This window comes from Kitasatospora sp. NBC_01302, assembly GCF_035976515.1.
Lineage (GTDB): Bacteria > Actinomycetota > Actinomycetes > Streptomycetales > Streptomycetaceae > Kitasatospora.
In genome coordinates, this window is the sequence record NZ_CP108404.1 from 4176418 (window position 1) to 4193905 (window position 17488).

Consider the following 17488-nt stretch of genomic DNA (forward strand, 5'->3'; position numbering starts at 1 on the left):
CTCCGGCCATGACCGGAGCTTGGGACATCCGACAGTACGCCCCCACCTGCGCACGATCACGGATCGGTTTTCTGTGACAAGTTATATTTCTCGTTGTCAATTTTCTGGTAATGGCCAACGCGGCCACCCGACAGGATTACCGGCGTTCCTGGGAGGTTCAGGATGACCGTGCGTCTCCGCAGCACCCGTGGGCCAGCCACGCAGGGTCACCGTTGGGGGCGCCGGTGACCACCCTCGACCTCACCACCCGGCTGCTGGCCGGGCTCGCCCTGCTGCTGGGCCTGAGCCGGGGCGCCGGCCGGCTGGCCACCCGGGTCGGCCAGCCCGCCGTGCTGGCCGAGATCGCGGTCGGCGTCCTGCTCGGCCCCTCGGTGCTCGGGCGGCTGCTGCCCGCGGTGCACCGCCAGCTCTTCGGCGGCGAGGCGCAGAGCGTATTGAACGGGCTGGCGCAGCTGGCGGTGGCACTGTACGCGTTCGAGATCGGGCGGCAGTTGCTGACGCCGGACGGTGGGGCGGCGGACCAGGCGGACCCGGCGGACCCGTCCGGCGGGCCGGCGCGGCGCGGCGGGGCACGCGCGCCGCTGGTGCTCGCGACCGTCTCGCTGCTCGCACCGGCCGCCGCCGGGCTGGCCCTGGCGCCAGTGCTGCACGCCCACCGGCTGGGCGGACCCGGCGTCGGCCTGGACGCCTTCGCCCTCTTCCTGGCCTGCGCGCTGGGGGTCACCGCGGTGCCGGTGCTGGCCCGGATCCTGCAGGACCGGGGCCTCGACCGGAGCACGATCGGGCGCCTGAGCCTGCGGGCCGCCTCGATCGGCGACGCGGCCTGCTGGTGCCTGCTGGCCCTCTCGCTCTGGCTGGCCGGACGGATGGGGTGGCCGCAGCTGGTCGGGGCGCTGGCCGGGGCGGTACTGGCCGCCCTGCTGGCCTGGCGGCGCAGCCGGGTGCGGCGCGGGCCGCGGCGCGCGCGGAGCGCCGAGGCCGGGGCGGTCACCGTCACCGCCGCAGTCTGCCTGGCCGCGGCGGTCTCCTCGGCGCTCGGCCTGCATCCGCTCTTCGGCGGGCTGATGCTCGGACTGGCCGGGCCGGGCACGGCTCCCGGTGGCGCTTCACCGGCTGTCACAACGTCATGTGACAAATCCATCGACAAGTCCGGCAGCGGCGTGGCGGCCACCGGCGGGCAGCCGGCGGTCGGCCAGCTGGCCACGGTGCTGCTGCCCTGCTTCTTCCTGGGCGCCGGCCAGCAGGTGGACCTCGGCGGGAGCCTGCTGGACGGCGGGTTCCTGCTGCTGGTGGCGCTGCTGCTCACGGTGGCCACCGCCACCAAGTTCGCCGCCTGCGCGCTGGTCGGCGCGCACTACGGCTGCCCGCCCAGGGACGCGCTGCGCCTCGGGGTGCTGATGAACACCCGTGGTCTGACCGAGATCGTGGTGCTGAGCGCCGGGTACCAGGCCCACCTGATCGGCCAACGGCTCTTCGAGGCGCTGCTGGTGGTGGCGCTGCTGGCCACCGCCGCCGCCGGGCCCGCGCTCACCCTGCTGAGCGGGCGCCCGCGGCCCGGCCTGCGGGTCGCGGCCGGGACCGGCCCGGCGGACCTGCGGTGAGCAGGACCGCACCGGTCGGCCCGTCGCCCTCAGCCGACCAGCTTCTCGTAGACCCGCAGGGTGCGTTCGGCGACGCCGGTCCAGGAGAACCGCTCGACCGCCCGGCGCCGCCCGGCCGCGCCGAACAGCTCGGCGAGGTCACGGTCGTCGAGCAGCCGGTTGACCGCCTCGGCCAGGCCGGCCGCCAGCTGCCCGGGGTCGGCCGGCTCGCCCGTCCCGTCCGGCCCGGGCCGGAAGCCGACCAGCAGGCCGGTGCCGCCGTCCTCCACCACCTCGGGGATCCCGCCGACCGCGGTGGCCACCACCGCCGTCCCGCAGGCCATCGCCTCCAGGTTCACGATGCCCATCGGCTCGTAGACCGAGGGGCAGACGAACACCGTGGCGTGGGTGAGCAGTTGACGCAGGCTGCGGCCGTCGAGCATGCCGTCCACCCGCACCACGCCGCGGCGGGCCCGGGTCAGCTCGGCGACCAGGCCGGCCACCTCGGCGGCGATCGCGGGGCTGTCCGGTCGGCCGCAGCAGAGCACCAGTTGGGCCTCGGGCCGCAGCTCGAAGGCGGCCCGCAGCAGGTGCGGCAGCCCCTTCTGCCGGGTCACCCGCCCGACGAACAGCACGATCGGCAGCTCCGGGTCGATACCGAACCTGACCAGCGCGTCGGTGCGCGCGTCCGCCTGGAAGACCTCGGTGTCGATGCCGTTGTGGATCACGTGCACCCGCTCCGGACCGATCTCCGGGTAGGCGGTCAGGACGTCCTCGCGCATCGCCCCCGAGACCGCGATCAGCGCGTCGGCGGCGATCGCGGCCGAGCGCTCCATCCAGCTGGAGAGCGCGTAGCCGCCGCCGAGTTGCTCGGCCTTCCAGGGCCGCAGCGGCTCCAGGCTGTGCAGCGTCATGACGTGCGGGACGCCGTGCAGCAGACCGGCCAGGTGGCCGGCCGCGTTGGCGTACCAGGTGTGGCTGTGCACCACGTCGGCCCCGGCGCAGTCGGCGGCGATCCGCAGGTCGGCGCCGAGGAAGCGCAGGGCCGCGTTCGCACCGTCCAGGTCCGTGGGCGGCTGGTACGCATGGGTCTGGTCCTCACCGCGCGGGGCTCCGAGACAGCGGACCCGCACTTCGGCCAGGCGTCGCAGCGCCCGGGTCAGCTCGGCCGCGTGGACACCGGCACCGCCGTACACCTCCGGCGGATATTCCCTGGTCAGGAGGTCGATCCGCATGGCTGGTCCCTTCTGGGGGTGGCGGCACGGGGAGCGGAGGGGATCAGCAGCAGCCCATACCGCCGTTGCTGCCCATCGGGGTGGCGGTGGCCACCGGCGTGTCCACCTGCGGGTTCTGTTCGCCGTAGCTGAGTCCGGCGCTGCTGGTGACGACGGCGAGCAGGGCGCCGACGGCGAGCATCGCGGCGGACAGATAGAGCGGAAGGATCTTGCGCATGACAGAGTGCCTTTCGCTGAGCCGGGTGTTGTTGACAAGCAGAGTCAATCTAAATTGACCCAGTCTGTCAATGATCATCTTTACAGATCTCCAGAGCCCACGGAGAGTGACCATGAGCTTTCGGGGAACAAGATTCTCTGCGGCAAGCGTTCGGCCGATAGCAGCCCTGAGGTCAGTCGCCAACCTTGGAGACTGTCAGCAGGTGGTGTAAAAAATGGAGTCAAATGGGCGTCCCCGAGGTACGGCTAGATCAGCCGTCCTCCCCGTTGACCGGAGAACCATGGACCAATCACAGAGCGGTACGAATGGCATCGGGCAGCGGCTGCGCGAGTTGCGGCAGAAGCGTGGTCTCAACCAGCAGGACCTGGCATCCGCGGATATCTCGGTCAGCTATGTCTCGCTGATCGAAACCGGAAAACGGGCACCGTCGGAGACCGTGCTGAAGGCACTCGCCGAGCGGGTCGGGTGCACCGTCGACTACCTGCGCACCGGGCGGGACGACGCCCGGGTCAAGGAGCTCGAACTCAAGGTCGCCTTCGGCGACATGGCCCTGCGCAACGGCTCCAACGGCGAGGCCCTGCAGTCCTACAGCGAGGCGCTGGCGAACGCCCCGCTGCTGGGTGAGGCGACGGTGCGCCGGGCCCGCCTGGGCCAGGCGCTGGCCTTCGAGAAGCTCGGCCGGCTGGAGGCGGCCATCCAGCTCTTCAACACCCTCTTCGAGGACCCGGGGATCGTGCCGGGCTCGGCGGAGTGGGCCCAGCTCGCGGTGGCGCTCTGCCGCGCCTACCGCGACGCCGGCGACCAGGTGCTGAGCGTGGAGGTGGGCGAGCGGGCGATGAAGCGGCTCGACCAGCTCGGCCTCGACATCACCGACGACCACATCCAGCTCGGCGCCACCCTGGTGTTCAGCTACTACCACCGGGGCGATCTGACCCAGGCCCAGCTGCTGGTCAACCGGCTGGCCTCGCTCTCCGAGCAGAACGGCTCCCGGGTGGCCCGCGGCGCGGTCTACTGGAACGCCGCGGTGGTGGCCAACTCCCGCGGCAAGGTGGAGGAGTCGCTCGCGCTGACCGAGCGGGCGCTGGCCCTGATGGCGGAGACCGACAACGTCCGCCACCTGGGCATGCTCAAGCACAACTGCGGCGTCTACCTGCTCGACACCGAGAGCCCCGACCTGGACCGGGTGCAGAACCTGCTGGACGAGGCGCAGAACGCGCTCGTCGAGGTGGGCACCTCCACCGAACAGGGCATGCTGGAGACCAGCTACGCCCGGCTCGCGCTGCGCCAGGGCGACGCCGACGGCGCCGCCGACCGCGCCAGCCGGGCGCTGGGCCTGCTGCGCAACGAGGCCCGCTGGGAGTCCGCCAGCGCCCGGGTCTGGCTCGCCCGGGCCCAGTTCGAGCGGGGCGAGACGCAGGCCGCCGAGGACACCCTGCGCGCGGCCGAGCGGCAGCTCAGCTCGATCCCGATGAACCGCAGCGCCGCCGGGGTCTGGCGCCTGGCCGGGGACGTCTGGCAGCTCAACGGCTACCAGGCCGAGGCGCTGGCGATGTACCGGCAGGCGCTCAGCGGGGTCGGCCTGCTGCCGATGCAGGCCCCGGTCAAGGTGCCCGCCGGGCCGCGCTGAGCGGGTCCGCCGGGCCCGGGTCCTGGCCGGCCCGGGCCCGGCGGCACGCTCACCCGGCCTGCGGGTCCTGCGGGTCCTGCCACAGCGGCTCCTCCGGCGGGGCCGGCGCCAGCGGGAGTGCGGGGCCCTGCGGGCAGAGCCAGAGCGTGGCCAGCGCCGGCAGGGTCAGCTCGACGCTGAACGGCTGGCCCTGCCAGGGCACCGGCTCGGCCCGGTACGGCTCCCGCGGGCCGGCCCCGGCCCCGCCGTAGCGCGGATCGTCGGTGTCCAGCACGGGGTACCACTGACCGCCGGACGGCAGCCCGATCCGGTAGCCGGTGCGGACCTCGGGACACAGGTGACTGACGCTCACCAGCGGCCTGCCCGCGGCGTCGCGGCGCACGAAGGAGTAGACGTTGTCCTGGGCGGCGTCGGCGTCCAGCCAGCCGAAGCCCGCCGGGTCCGCGTCCAGCTGCCAGAGCGCTGGGCAGTCCTGGTAGACCCGGTTGAGCTCGGTGACCAGGCGCTGGATGCCCCGGTGGTCCGCCGCGGCCGGCCAGTCGGCGTCCAGCAGCCACCACTGCGGGCCCTGTTCGTGGTCCCACTCGGCGCCCTGGGCGAACTCCTGTCCCATGAAGAGCAGTTGCTTGCCCGGGTGGGCCCACATGAAGCCGAGGTAGGCGCGGTGGTTGGCGCGCTGCTGCCACCAGTCGCCCGGCATCTTGGCGACCAGCGCACCTTTGCCGTGCACCACCTCGTCGTGCGAGATCGGCAGCACGTAGTTCTCGGAATAGGCGTAGACCATCGAGAAGGTCAGCTCGTGGTGGTGGAACTGGCGGTGCACCGGTTCGCGGCCGAAGTACCGCAAGGAGTCGTGCATCCAGCCCATGTTCCACTTGAGGCCGAAGCCCAGGCCGCCGCTGTCGGTGGGGCGGGTCACGCCGTCCCAGGCGGTGGACTCCTCGGCGATGGTGACCACCCCGGGGCAGCGCCGGTAGACGGTGGCGTTCATCTCCTGGAGGAAGGCCACCGCGTCCAGGTTCTCCCGCCCGCCGTGCTCGTTGGGGGCCCACTGGCCGTCCTGGCGGGAGTAGTCGAGGTAGAGCATCGAGGCGACCGCGTCCACCCGCAGGCCGTCGATGTGGAACTCCTCGCACCAGTACACCGCGTTGGCCACCAGGAAGTTGCGCACCTCGGTACGGCCGTAGTCGAAGGTGAGGGTTCCCCAGTCGGGGTGCTCGGCGCGGCGCGGGTCGGCGGGCTCGTAGAGCGGGGTGCCGTCGAAGCGGGCGAGCGCGAAGTCGTCCTTGGGGAAGTGCGCGGGCACCCAGTCGACGATCACCCCGATCCCGGCCTGGTGCAGCGCGTCCACCAGGTACCGGAAGTCGTCCGGCGAGCCCAGCCGGGCGGTGGGGGCGTAGAACCCGGACACCTGGTAGCCCCAGGAACCGCCGAAGGGATGCTCCATCACCGGCAGGAACTCCACATGCGTGAAGTTCAACTCCCGCAGATACGCAGGCAGTTCCTCGGCCAGCTCACGGTAGCCCAACCCCGGCCGCCAGGAGGCCGGATGCAGCTCGTAGACCGACATCGCACGGTCCAGGAAGCCCGCCTCGCCGCGCCGGGCCAGGAACGCCCCGTCGCCCCAGACGTAGTGCGACGTGTGCACCACCGAGGCCGTGGCGGGCGCGAGTTCGGCACGGCGGGCGAGCGGGTCGGCCTTCTGCAGCAGCCGCCCGTCCCGGGTGACGATCTCGTACTTGTACCGGGCGCCCTCGCCGACGCCCGGCAGGAAGACCTCCCAGACCCCACTGGCGCCCAGCGAGCGCATCGGGGCGCCGGTGCCGTCCCAGTAGTTGAAGTCGCCCACCACCCGCACGCCTTCGGCATTGGGGGCCCAGACGGCGAAGGCCGTCCCGGTCACGCCCTCCACCGTGCGAAGGTGCGAGCCGAGCACCCGCCAGAGCTGCTCGTGGCGGCCCTCGCGGATCAGGTGCAGGTCAAACTCGCCCAGCGTGGGCGGCAGTCGGTAACCGTCCTGCTCGACGCCGCCCCACCCCCCGGCGCCGCTGCGGTAGTCCACCCGCAGCCAGTAGTCGGCCGCCCATCCGGGCGGCAGCAGGCCGCTGAAGAGACCGTCCTGCCCTGCGGCCAGCGCCAGGGCGCCGACCGCCGTCTCGACCAGCACCCGCTCGGCGCCGGGCCGCAGCACCCGCAGCGCCACACCGCCGCGCACCGGGTGGACGCCGAGCACGGCATGCGGGTCGTGGTGGCGGCCGGCCAGCAGCCGGCCCCGTTCCTCGGGGGACGGCCACGCCGGGGAGAGCTGCAGGACCGGGGGATCCAGTTCGGGGGCCAGGCGCGGAGTCACGGGGTGGTCCTTCTTCCAAGGCGGCGGGATGGGCCGGCCGGGCCGCCGAGGGCGGCCCGGCCGGGGAGCGGGTCAGCGCCCGAAGACCAGGCGCTGGATCGCGGCCAGCGGGATGGGCAGCCAGGCGGGGCGGTGCTGGGCCTCGTAGACCGCCTCGTAGACGGCCTTCTCGGCCTCGAAGGCGCGCAGCACCACGGGGTGGCAGTGCGGGTCCAGGCCACCGGCGGCCGCGTAGCCCGCGGTGAAGGCGCGGCGGTTGCGCACCGTCCAGGCGTAGGCGCGTCTGCTGCGCCGCAGCCGCTCGGCGGCGCGCTCGGGAGTCGGCTCGGCGGCCGGATCAGGGTCCGGCTCGGGGCCCGCGTGCTCGGCCAGCAGGGCCAGCGCCTGCTGGGCCGCGTAGTCGAAGGAGCGCAGCATGCCCGCCACGTCCTTCAGCACCAGCTGCGGCAGCGCGCGCTCGGCCACCGGGCGGGACGGCTCGCCCTCGAAGTCGATCACCTTCCAGCCGTCCTCGGTCCGCAGTACCTGGCCGAGGTGCAGATCACCGTGGATCCGCTGCCCGACCAGCCCGGGTCCGCGCCGCACGACCCTCTCGTAGTCCTCGTAGAGGCCGCCCAACCGTCCGGCGTAGGGCTCCAGTTCGGGCACCTGGCGGACGGCGTCGCGCAGCTCGCGGTGCAGCTGGGCGACCTGCTCGGCCACCGCGTCACCGTCCAGCATGACCTGCGGGAAGGCTTCGGCCAGCGCGGCGTGCACCTCGGCCACGGCGGAGCCCAGCGCCCGGGACTCGGCGGTGAAGCCGCCGAGTCCGGGGACCGGGGCGCAGGCGCCGTCCAGGCAGTCGGCGGCCTGGTCGACCGCCAGCTGCCAGCCGTCACCGCGCGCGGGCAGGAACTCCTCCAGGATCCCCAGCACCACCGAGTGCTGCGGGTCGCCCTCGGTGTGCAGCCAGCCGGCCAGGCCCGGGATCCGCCGGCAGCGCACCCGGGTGAGCGCCCGCAGCGCGTCGGTCTCCGGGTGCGGGCCGGGCTCCGGCTGGCGGAAGAGTTTGAAGAGCAGCCGGTCGCCGAAGACCACCGTGCTGTTGCTCTGCTCCACCGCCAGCGCCCGCGCGCTGAGCCCGCGCGGCAGTGGCGCGCCGCCGGTGAGCGACATCCGCAGCTCACCGGCGGGCTCGGCCGCGGCCGTGCGCTCCAGCAGCAGCTCCATCAACTCGTGGTCCTCGGTGGCCTCGTAGAGCGTCCAGCCGTCCCACCGGCCGCCGCCGGCCCGGCCGATCTCGGCCGCCGCCAGCTCCTCGGGCAGGCTGCGGCGCAGGCCGAGGAGCACCTGGTAGTGGTGGGCGACGCTGCCGTGCCGGGCGTCGAGCAGCGAGTGCAGCAGCACCGGGCCGCCGCCCTCGCCCGGCGCCCGCTCCGAGGTGCCCAGCACCGAGGCGCTGACCGGGTTCAGGGCGGACAGGTGGCCCTGTTCGTGGGTGAACCAGCGGCGGGTCACCAGCCAGGGCAGCAGGGCGGGCAGCAGCGGGCCCAGCAGCTCGTCGGCCTGGACCCCGGAGCCGTGCTCGGCACTGAGGCAAGTGGCGCACAGGGCCTGGGACATCAGGACTCCCGACGGATCGTCAGCAGGTGGGCCGGAGCCGTCGCGGGATCCAGCCGGACGTAGTTGTGCCGCCGCCAGCGGTGCTCGCCGCCACCGAGTTCGCAGCACACCGTGAACTCGCCGTCAGAAGTGGCGACTTCGGGCAGCACGGTAGCGGGCAGCGAGACCGTGGCCTGCTGCACGTGGTGCGGGTCCAGGTTGACGACGAGGATCACCTGGTCGTCGCCGGTGCGCTTGGTGTAGGCGATGACCTGATCGTTGTCGGTGGGCAGGAAGGTGAGGTTGCGCAGTTCCTGGAGGGCGGGGTGCTCGCGGCGCAGCCGGTTGAGGGTGGTGAGCAGCGGGGCCAGGGTGTCGGTGCGGGTCCAGTCGCGCGGGCGCAGCTGGTACTTCTCGCTGTCCAGGTACTCCTCGCCGTCCGCGCCCAACGGCTGGTTCTCGGCGAGCTCGTAGCCGGCGTAGATGCCGTAGCTGGGCGAGAGGGTGGCGGCCAGCACGGCGCGCACCGCGAAGGCGGCGGGGCCCTGGTGCTGCAGCTGGCGGGGCAGGATGTCCGGGGTGCTGGTGAACAGGTTGGGCCGCAGGTAGGCGCCGCTCTCCTCGGTCAATTCCGTCAGGTACTCGGTGAGTTCGGACTTGGTGGTGCGCCAGGTGAAGTACGTGTAGGACTGCTGGAAGCCCACCTTGGCGAGCGTTCGCAGCATCGCGGGTCGGGTGAAGGCCTCGGCGAGGAAGATCACGTCCGGGTCGGTGCGGTTGATCTCGCCGATCACCTTCTCCCAGAAGTGCACGGGCTTGGTGTGCGGGTTGTCGACCCGGAAGATCCGCACGCCGTGGCCCATCCAGTGGCGCAGCAGGCGCAGGGTCTCGATCACCAGGCCGTCGAAGTCCTGGTCGAAGTTGATCGGGTAGATGTCCTGGTACTTCTTGGGCGGGTTCTCGGCGTAGGCGATGGTGCCGTCGATCCGGTGGCCGAACCACTGCGGGTGCTTGTTGACCCAGGGGTGGTCGGGGGAGGCCTGGAGGGCGAAGTCGAGCGCGATCTCCAGGCCGAGTTCGTGGGCGCGGGCGACGAAGGCGTCGAAGTCCTCGATGGTGCCGAGGTCGGGGTGGACCGCGTCGTGGCCGCCCTCGGGCGAGCCGATCGCCCAGGGCGAGCCGACGTCGTCCGGGCCGGGGGTCAGGGTGTTGTTGGGGCCCTTGCGGAAGGAGTGGCCGATCGGGTGGATCGGCGGCAGGTAGAGGACGTCGAAGCCCATCGCCGCGATCGCGGGCAGCCGCTCGGCGGCGGTGCGGAAGGTGCCCGAACGGGGCGGGTCCAGGGTGGCGCCCTCGGAGCGCGGGAAGAACTCGTACCAGGACCCGTACAGCGCCCGCTGCCGCTCCACCTGCAGCGGCAGCGCCGCCGAGGCGGTGACGAGCTCCCGCAACGGGTAGCGGCTCAGCACCGCCGCCACCTCGGGCAGCAGCGCCACCGCGAGGCGGGCCAGCGGCGCCCGGTCCCGGTCGCGCAGCGCCGCCACGGCTCTGTGCACGGCGGCCCGGCCGTCGTCCCCGGGCACCCCGTCGGCCACCCGGGTCAGCAGCAGCGCGCCCTCCTCGAGGGTCAGCTCGACGTCCTGCCCGGCCGGGACCTTGATCTCGGCCCGGTCCAGCCAGCTGCTCACCGGGTCGCTCCAGGCCTCCACGGTGAAGGTCCAGCGGCCCACCAGGTCCGCGCTGACCTCGGCACCCCAGCGGTCGGTGCCCGGGGCCAGCTCGCGCATCGGCGTCCACGGGCCCGGCCGGCCCTCGGGGTCGCGCAGCTCCACGTTGGCGCCCAGCCTGCTGTGGCCCTCGCGGAAGACGGTCGCGCTGATCTGGAAACGCTCGCCGACCACCGCCTTGGCCGGGCGGCGGCCGGCCTCCACCACCGGGGCGACGTCCAGCACCGGGATCCGGCCCACCAGCGGGGCCGGAGCCGCGGGGCCGGGCCGCGCCGGGCGTTCCGGCCCGGATCTCTCCGGCGCGGACCGTTCCGCCGCGGGCGCCGCCGTCGCGGACCGGGCCGGCGCGGCGGCGGTGCGGGTGATCAGGACCTGTCCGGTGTCGGTCATCTCCAGCTCCCCCCTCGTCTCGTCGGACCGTCAGGACAGCCCGGCATGGCGCCGGCTGCCGCGCTTGGCGAGTTCGTCGATGATGGTGCGGGCGAACTGGTGGCAGTGGTTCCCGGTCCGGGCGGTGACCAGGTCCTCGTCCACCACCACGTCCTGGTCCACGTAGACGCCGCCCATGTTGCGCAGGTCGCCCAGCAGGTTGTTGTGCACCACCGCCCGCCGGCCGCGGATCACCTGGGGGATCGGGGCGGCCAGCCACATGCCGTGGCAGATGATCCCCTTGACGATCGCCGGGTCGGCGAACGCGCGACGCAACAGCGCGACCGCGGGCGGCAGTTGGTCGACCTTCTCGGTGTAGCGCAGCCGGTCGGCGACGATGCCCGAGGGGACGATCAGCGCGGCGTACTCCTTGAGCGCGTACTCGTCCATGTCCTCGAAGGACTCGGACACCTCGAACGGCATCCGGTGCTCGTGGCCGCGGAAGACCAGCCGCTCGTTGCCCCAGAGCCGGGTCAGGAAGTGCACCTCGGCACCCTCCTCGGCGAACCGGCGCTGGTAGTAGAGGATCTCGGGTTCGTAGAAGTCGCTCTCCATCAGGACGGCGACCTTCTGGCCGTTCAACGCCACGGCGCGCTCTCCTTCGCGGGTCCAGGTGGGCCTTCACGGGCTCCGAACGGGTGACTAGCGGCCGATCACGAGGTCGATCAGGAACGGCCCGGGGTGCGCGAGCGCCTCGGTGATCGCCCCCGGCACCTGCTCCGGCTTCTCCACCCGCACCGCACGCACCCCGAGCGACCGGGCCAGGCGCACGAAGTCGATGGCCGGCTGCGAGAGGTCGAACGGATCGGGGTACGCGTGCTCGTCTGTCCCCTGGGTCCGCCAGTACTCCTCGATGTTCAGGTCCAGCAGCCGGTAGCGGCCGTTGTTGCAGATCACGAACTTGGCCGCGATGCCGTAGCGGGCTGCGGTCCACAGCCCCTGGACGGTGTACATGCTGCCGCCGTCGCCGGTGAAGCCGACCACGGTGCGCTCGGGGTGGGCCAGCTTGGCGCCGATCGCGCCGGGGATGCCGACGCCGAGCGAGCCGCCGCGGGTCTGGTGCCAGTGGCCGGGCAGGTCGGCCGGCAGGTGGCGGAAGAGGCCGGGCGAGGAGGTCAGCGCCTCGTCGAAGAGCACCGCGTCGGCGGGCAGCTGCTTGGCCAGCTCGGCACCGAAATAGGCTGCGGTCAACGGTCCTTGATCGGCGCCCGCCAGCTCGGCGAGCGCCGCCGCGCGCTCGTTGGCGCGTTGCCGCCCGGCCCGGACCAGCCGGTCCTGGGCCTCGGCCCGGCGCTCGCCGGTCAGCCGCGCCTTCAGCGCCTCGGTGAGCCGGGGCAGGGTGGTCTTCGGGTCGGCCAGCAGGCCGAGGTCGACCGGGAAGTTCTTGGCGATCGCGCCGCTGTCCAGATCGAGGTGGACCACCTTCGCCTCGGGGCCGAAGACCCCGTCGAGCAGCGGGTAGACCTCGGGCAGCGTGTAGGTCCCGACGATCAGCACCCCGTCGGCGGGGTGCACCACCTTGGCACTGACCTCGCCGAACATGTGGCCCAACTGCCCGCCGTAGAGCGGGTGTCCGGCCGGCAGGTTGACCTCGGCCCAGTCCGCGCCCCAGACCTGGGCACCCCAGCTCTCCGCGAAGTCGGCCAACTCGGCCTGGGCGCCGGAGAAGTGGACTCCGTCACCGGCGATGATCAGCGGGCGCCGGGCGCCGGCCAGCAGCGCGGCGGCCTGCTCGACGGAGGCGGCGTCCGGGCTGCTGGTGGTGGTCAGGTACGAGGTGGGCCGGACCTCCTCGGTCGTCTCGGCGTCCATCACGTCGGCCGGCAGCACCACCAGCACCGGGCCGTACGGCGCGGTGCCGGCCACCTTGAAGGCCCGGCGCAGCACCCGCAGGGTGGACTGCGGATCCACCACCCTGGTGGCCCACTTGGTCACCGGCTTGGCCATCCCGACCAGGTCGGCGGCCATCTGGGCGTCCATGCTGTCGTAGGCCAGGCCGGACTCGCCGACCACCACCACCAGCGGGGCGTGGCCGCGCATCGCCTGGTAGAGCATGCCGATCCCGTTGCCCAGGCCCACCCCCGAGTGCAGCTGCAGCAGGGTGGGCCTGCGGGTGGCCCGCGCGTAGCCGTCCGCGATGCCGACCACCACGGCCTCCTGGAGCGCGAGCACGTACTGCAGCTCGGGGAAGCCGCGCAGCTCGTCCAGGAAGCCCTGTTCGACGGTGCCGGGGTTGCCGAACATGTACTGCACGCCGTCGGCCTTGAACTGTTCGAGCATGGCCACCCGGGCCGGCCTGCTGGTCATCGCCTCGCCTCATCTCTGCGGTCGTGCACACAACGGGGTCGGGTCACGGGGGTAGGTCGCCAGGGGCCGTCACAGGGGTCCGTCACGGGGATCGGAGAGCGGGTTTGGGCGGGCGGTCGCGCGGTGCGCGCCGGATGCGACCGCCCGCCCGGGAACTGCCCCGGGGCGCCCGGCTCAGACCTGGTAGAGGTCCGGCTGGAAGCCCCACTGGCGCAGCCCCTGCTCCAGGACCTCCACCACCTTCTGGCCGGTGAGGTAGGAATCGGGGGTGGAGCGCCCGGTGATGAACGGGTAGTCGACGATCACCGAGGTCACGTGGCCGAAGTTGCCGTGGTAGGCGCCGCGCGGCGCGGTGGCGTCGCGCAGGATGTACTCCAGCGGGTACGGCGGCGGGCCCACCTGGAAGTCGGTGCCGACGAAGCCGGTGCCGTCCTTGTAGTCGTACTCGATGCAGTGGCCGGTGACGTGCTTGTTGCGCAGGATGCTGATCCGGTCGTCCTGCTCGCGGGCGAAGGCCAGGCTGGCCACGCCGTAGCACTCGGCGGCGATCGGCAGGTCGAGGTGGTAGAAGGCCAGGATCAGGTCGTGCACCCGCCAGTTGTTGGCGAGGTCGACGATCGGGCCGCTGCCGCCGACGATCAGCAGCGCGTCGTAGCGCTCGGCGATCTGGTCCTGCACGTGCTGCCGCTTGGTGTGGTAGCCCTCCCACGCCCGCAGGAAGTCCGAGCGGCTGCGGTAGGGGCGGTCGGGCAGCCAGGAGGAGAGGTCGAGCGGGTCGTCGAGGCGGTCCGAGGCCTCGACCGCCCTGACCTTCTCGGCCATCTCGGTGGAGGTGACCGAGCGGCCGAGCGGCGGGTCGATGAACTCCGGGTCGTAGCTGGGCGGCAGGGCCACCGGGCGCTTGCCGGTCGGGGTCGCGAAGGTGACCTCGTAGCCGGCCTTGTCGAACGTCTCCAGCGGACCGATCAGCTCTTCTCCCCAGTACCCGTACTCCGAGAGCACGACGAGGATGCGCTTCTTCGCCATCAGCGATGGTCTCCTTAGGTGGCGGGGGCGGTGCTCGACTGCCTGGGTCGTCCCGTCGGCGGCTGCCGCGACGGACCTGGGAGCCCGGCTTCCCGTTCATGTGTACCAGTGGGCCCAATGAGTCAGACCGGATCGCTTTACATCGACTTGACCAGTCGTCATATCACTGGTCGTACTGTGCCGAGTCACCGATCGAGCACAACCCAGCGCTTTACTGAGCCTCCGTCACCCCTCCGGCAGACCATGCGGTCAACCAGGACCTGCCCCCGCCAGTGAACGCAATAGCGCCGACTTCCTCGCCGACTTCTCGATTGACCCGATGTGACTGCAATAGTTACCTCGACTGTGGTTGCGGGTCAGCAGCCTGACCCCCACCACTCGACAGCCCGTCCGAACGGGAGGATCGATGGAGAGTCCGATAGCCGTCATCGGCGGCACTGGGCGCGTCGGCCGACTGGTCGCGCGCAGCCTGCTGGAACGCGGCGAACGGGTCCGGGTCCTGGGCCGCAGCGCGCACGCCGCCGCCCGTCCCGAGGAAGGCCTCACGCACCTGCGGGCCGACGTCCGCGAGGCGCACACGCTGACCGCCCCGCTGGCCGACTGCTCGGCGGTGGTCTACAGCGTGGAACCCGGCACCGCGGACTCGGGTCCGGGCAGTCCGCGCGCCACCATGTACCAGGGGATGCTCAACACCCTGGCGGCGCTCGGCACCAATGCGGCCCACGTGGTGCTGGTCAGCCAGATCTACGTGACCCGCAAGAACCACTCGATGAACGCCTACGGCCACCTGCTGGACTGGCGGCTGGCCGGCGAGGACGCGCTGCGGGCCGCCGACCTGCCGCACACCGTGATCCGCCCCAGCTGGCTGACCGACCACCGGGACGCGGGCACCGGGGTCCGCCTGGAACAGGGCGACGCGGGCGACGGCCGGATCAGCCGAGCGGACGTGGCCGAGGCCGTGGTGCAGGCCCTCTACGCGCCGCAGGGCGCCGGCATCACCTTCGAGATGTACAACGAGCCCGGCTCCGCGGCCCCCGACTGGCCCCGGCTGTTCGGTGCGCTGCGGCGCGACGAGCCGGCGGCGGTGGCCCGGTGAGCGCCGGGCAGCCGCTGGCGCTGCGCGGGCTCTCCGCCTGCCTCTCCGTCGCCGACCTGGCGGCGAGCGTCTCCTGGTACGGCGAGGTGCTCGGCTTCACCCCGATCCGGGGCCTGGCCCTGCCGCAGTTCGACGCCGAGGTGGTCTACCTCGGCAACGGCACCCAGGTGCTGGAGCTGATGCGGGTGGCCAACGGCATCGAGCTGCGCCGCCCGCCGCCGCCGAACCACGGTGCGCTGCACGGCGTATCCCAACTCGCCTTCTACGTCACCGATCTGGCCCGGACCGCAGCCGAGCTGCGGGCGCGCGGCGCAGCACCGGTGACCGAGGTGGCCGACGTCCCCGAGCTGGGCGTCAAGGCCCTGTTCGTCCAGGACCCGGAGGGCCACTACCTCGAGTTCATCCAGGCCGACTGGCTCTGACCAGCTCTGTATACCCCGTCGAAGAGGAGCACCGACATGACCGAGTCCCCGCAGACCGCCGCCACCAGGGCGGTGGCCGAGCGCTGGTTCACCGCGCTGACCAGCGGCGACTTCGCGACCGCGCTGGACTGTCTGGCCGACGACGTGGAGTGGATCAACTACGCGCCGGTGCCCGGCTACAACGACGACATGGCCTGGATCGGCACCGAGCACGACAAGCAGGGCGTGCTGAACAGCCTCGGCCTGTTCACCGGCATCTGCGAGGTCGGCAAGGAGGAGCTGGTCCGGATCGCGGTGGACGGCGAGAACGCCGCCGGCGTGATCCACGAGGAGTCGGTGGTCAAGGCGACCGGCCTGCCCTTCGAGATCGAGTTCATCCAGTGGCTGACCGTGCGCGAGGGCAGGATCGTGCGCTGGAAGTCCTACACCGACCCCTCCGAGATCATCCGCGCGCTGCGCGGCGACGACGACCCGCGCAGCCGGCACACCAGCCGCCCGCTGCTGGAGGCCGTCACGGCCGGGGACCTCGCGCAGGTCACCCTGGTGCTCACCCGGGGCGCCGACCCCAACACCCGCGACCTGGACAGCGGGCTGACCGCGCTGATGATCGCCGCGGGCCGGGCCGACGCGCCCACCGTGCGCGCGCTGCTGGCGGCCGGCGCCGACCCGCTGACCGCCGACACCCGGGCCGGGGCCACCCCGCTGCACAAGGCCTGCCAGGGCGGCAGCCTGGAGGTGGTCAAGGCACTGGTGGAGGCGGGCGCCTTCGTCGACGCGGTGGCGCCCACCACCGGGCACACCGCGCTGATGGACGCGCTCTGGTACAAGTACCCGGACCTGGTCGAGTACCTGCTGGCGCAGGGCGCGGGCCTGGAGCTGTACACCCACTACGGCTTCTCGCTCAAGCAGCACTTCGACTACGAGCTCAACGTCAACACCCGCGGCAAGGACCTGTTGCTCACCGCCGAACGCCACCTCGACGACCGCCGGGCCGGCGACAGCGCGGCCGTCGAGGCGCAGCGCCTGATGGCGGCGGTGGCGGCCGGCGACACCGAGCAGGTGCCCGCGCTGCTGGCGGCCGGCGCGGCGGTGGACGAGGTCTTCCCGCGGCTGAACGGCTTCAACGACGGCCACACCCCGCTGCACGTGGCCTCCCGCGACGGGCACACCGAGATCGTCGCGCTGCTGCTGGCGGCCGGCGCGGACGTCAACGCGGTGGAGCCCTGCTTCGGTGCCGTCCCGCTGCACAAGGCGGTCTACAACGGCCACGCCGCGATCACCGCCCAGCTGGTCGCCCGGCCGGGCGTGGACCTGGACTTCCAGGGCGCCACCAACGGCTACAGCCCGCTGCACGACGCCATCTGGCACGGCTACGAGGAGTGCGTGCGGATCCTGCTGGACGCCGGCGCCCGCACCGACCTGCACGGCCACGACGGCAAGACCCCGCTCGACCTCGCCACCGAGGTGTTCGGCGCGGGCCACGAGCTGGCCCGCCGACTTGGCTCGACCACGTGAGAGTTCACGCAACGTCAGACGAGGAGAGCGCGATGCTGTTCTACGTTCAGATGAAGTGGAGACACGAAGGCAGACTCACCCTGGACGAGCTGTGGGAGCTCGAACAGGAGGAGGCCGAGCGGGCCGTGGAGACCATCAACTCGGGTTTCTGCGTCGGGATCTGGAAGGTCGCGGCACAGAAGCGGGTGATCGCCATCATCGAGTCGCCGGACGCCGAGGAACTCGACCGCACCGCACTCGGCCGGCTTCCGATGCGCGAGTACCTGGAGTTCGAGGAGGTCTGGCCGCTGCGCGACTACCTGGGCTTCGCCGAGGACGTCAAGAAGCGCTACCAGGTCTGATCCTCAGTCATCTGTACGTCCACCACGAGGAGTTC

14 protein-coding genes are annotated in these 17488 nt (G+C 72.4%); 6 read left to right on the top strand and 8 right to left on the bottom strand.

From position 1 onward, the window contains the following. The first annotated feature begins 224 nt into the window (after nucleotides 1-224). Nucleotides 225-1601: a cation:proton antiporter gene (locus OG294_RS17915; RefSeq protein ID WP_327067499.1), complete on the top strand. Its 1377-nt coding sequence runs from the start codon at nucleotides 225-227 to the stop codon at nucleotides 1599-1601. 29 nt (nucleotides 1602-1630) lie between these two features. On the opposite strand, the gene glgA is transcribed toward OG294_RS17915, so the two are convergent. Together glgA and OG294_RS17925 are read right to left on the bottom strand one after the other, a co-directional pair. Beyond that, on the bottom strand, nucleotides 1631-2815 hold the full coding sequence (gene glgA / locus OG294_RS17920) for a glycogen synthase (protein WP_327067500.1): 1185 nt from the start codon (nucleotides 2813-2815) through the stop codon (nucleotides 1631-1633). A 43-nt stretch (nucleotides 2816-2858) separates the two neighbouring features. Beyond that, a complete protein-coding gene (locus tag OG294_RS17925) occupies nucleotides 2859-3032 on the bottom strand; it encodes a hypothetical protein (protein ID WP_327067501.1) in 174 nt (57 codons plus the stop codon). 280 nt (nucleotides 3033-3312) lie between these two features. Here OG294_RS17925 and OG294_RS17930 point away from each other — a divergent pair, with 280 nt between their 5' ends. Continuing rightward, nucleotides 3313-4659: a helix-turn-helix domain-containing protein gene (locus tag OG294_RS17930; RefSeq protein ID WP_327067502.1), complete on the top strand. Its 1347-nt coding sequence runs from the start codon at nucleotides 3313-3315 to the stop codon at nucleotides 4657-4659. A 49-nt stretch (nucleotides 4660-4708) separates the two neighbouring features. Here OG294_RS17930 and glgB read toward each other — a convergent pair whose 3' ends face one another. The 6 genes from glgB to OG294_RS17960 all read right to left on the bottom strand — a co-directional run bounded on the left by glgB (nucleotide 4709) and on the right by OG294_RS17960 (nucleotide 14079). Then, complete coding sequence (glgB, locus tag OG294_RS17935) at nucleotides 4709-7009, bottom strand: 1,4-alpha-glucan branching protein GlgB (protein WP_442789174.1); 2301 nt, start codon at nucleotides 7007-7009, stop codon at nucleotides 4709-4711. A gap of 72 nt (nucleotides 7010-7081) precedes the next feature. Further along, nucleotides 7082-8611, bottom strand: a complete 1530-nt coding sequence (locus tag OG294_RS17940) for a maltokinase N-terminal cap-like domain-containing protein (RefSeq protein WP_327067503.1) — start codon at nucleotides 8609-8611, stop codon at nucleotides 7082-7084. Beyond that, nucleotides 8611-10707: an alpha-1,4-glucan--maltose-1-phosphate maltosyltransferase gene (locus tag OG294_RS17945; protein WP_327067504.1), complete on the bottom strand. Its 2097-nt coding sequence runs from the start codon at nucleotides 10705-10707 to the stop codon at nucleotides 8611-8613. The genes OG294_RS17940 and OG294_RS17945 overlap by 1 nt, the downstream gene beginning before the upstream one ends. 30 nt (nucleotides 10708-10737) lie before the next feature. Next, on the bottom strand, nucleotides 10738-11334 hold the full coding sequence (locus tag OG294_RS17950) for a DJ-1/PfpI family protein (protein ID WP_327067505.1): 597 nt from the start codon (nucleotides 11332-11334) through the stop codon (nucleotides 10738-10740). Nucleotides 11335-11388: 54 nt separating this feature from the next. Further along, the gene (locus OG294_RS17955) at nucleotides 11389-13053 is read right to left on the bottom strand and encodes a thiamine pyrophosphate-binding protein (RefSeq protein ID WP_327067506.1); all 1665 of its coding nucleotides are present in this window, start codon (nucleotides 13051-13053) and stop codon (nucleotides 11389-11391) included. Between the two features lie 174 nt (nucleotides 13054-13227). Beyond that, a complete protein-coding gene (locus tag OG294_RS17960; RefSeq protein WP_327067507.1) occupies nucleotides 13228-14079 on the bottom strand; it encodes a type 1 glutamine amidotransferase domain-containing protein in 852 nt (283 codons plus the stop codon). Between the two features lie 406 nt (nucleotides 14080-14485). On the opposite strand from OG294_RS17960, the gene OG294_RS17965 reads away from it, so the two are divergent. The 4 genes from OG294_RS17965 to OG294_RS17980 are packed head-to-tail and all read left to right on the top strand — an operon-like array spanning nucleotide 14486 to nucleotide 17453. After that, entirely contained in the window at nucleotides 14486-15175 is a 690-nt protein-coding gene (locus OG294_RS17965; RefSeq protein ID WP_327067508.1) for an SDR family oxidoreductase, read from the top strand. Next, a complete protein-coding gene (locus tag OG294_RS17970; RefSeq protein WP_327067509.1) occupies nucleotides 15172-15597 on the top strand; it encodes a VOC family protein in 426 nt (141 codons plus the stop codon). Before OG294_RS17965 ends, OG294_RS17970 begins: the two co-directional genes overlap by 4 nt. A gap of 36 nt (nucleotides 15598-15633) precedes the next feature. Next, nucleotides 15634-17112: an ankyrin repeat domain-containing protein gene (locus tag OG294_RS17975; RefSeq protein ID WP_327067510.1), complete on the top strand. Its 1479-nt coding sequence runs from the start codon at nucleotides 15634-15636 to the stop codon at nucleotides 17110-17112. A 32-nt stretch (nucleotides 17113-17144) separates the two neighbouring features. After that, nucleotides 17145-17453 (top strand): muconolactone Delta-isomerase family protein, encoded by a 309-nt coding sequence (locus OG294_RS17980; RefSeq protein ID WP_327067511.1) that lies wholly within the window; start codon nucleotides 17145-17147, stop codon nucleotides 17451-17453. Nucleotides 17454-17488: the final 35 nt, after the last annotated feature.

Excerpts from the sequence above, each read along its gene's own strand:
- OG294_RS17945 (WP_327067504.1), bottom strand. The coding sequence starts at position 10,707 with ATGACCGACACCGGACAGGTCCTGATCACCCGCACCGCCGCCGCGCCG.
- OG294_RS17925 (WP_327067501.1), bottom strand. The coding sequence starts at position 3,032 with ATGCGCAAGATCCTTCCGCTCTATCTGTCCGCCGCGATGCTCGCCGTC.
- OG294_RS17930 (WP_327067502.1), top strand. The coding sequence starts at position 3,313 with ATGGACCAATCACAGAGCGGTACGAATGGCATCGGGCAGCGGCTGCGC.
- OG294_RS17965 (WP_327067508.1), top strand. The coding sequence starts at position 14,486 with ATGGAGAGTCCGATAGCCGTCATCGGCGGCACTGGGCGCGTCGGCCGA.
- OG294_RS17955 (WP_327067506.1), bottom strand. The coding sequence starts at position 13,053 with ATGACCAGCAGGCCGGCCCGGGTGGCCATGCTCGAACAGTTCAAGGCC.
- OG294_RS17980 (WP_327067511.1), top strand. The coding sequence starts at position 17,145 with ATGCTGTTCTACGTTCAGATGAAGTGGAGACACGAAGGCAGACTCACC.
- OG294_RS17940 (WP_327067503.1), bottom strand. The coding sequence starts at position 8,611 with ATGTCCCAGGCCCTGTGCGCCACTTGCCTCAGTGCCGAGCACGGCTCC.
- OG294_RS17975 (WP_327067510.1), top strand. The coding sequence starts at position 15,634 with ATGACCGAGTCCCCGCAGACCGCCGCCACCAGGGCGGTGGCCGAGCGC.
- glgA (WP_327067500.1), bottom strand. The coding sequence starts at position 2,815 with ATGCGGATCGACCTCCTGACCAGGGAATATCCGCCGGAGGTGTACGGC.
- OG294_RS17960 (WP_327067507.1), bottom strand. The coding sequence starts at position 14,079 with ATGGCGAAGAAGCGCATCCTCGTCGTGCTCTCGGAGTACGGGTACTGG.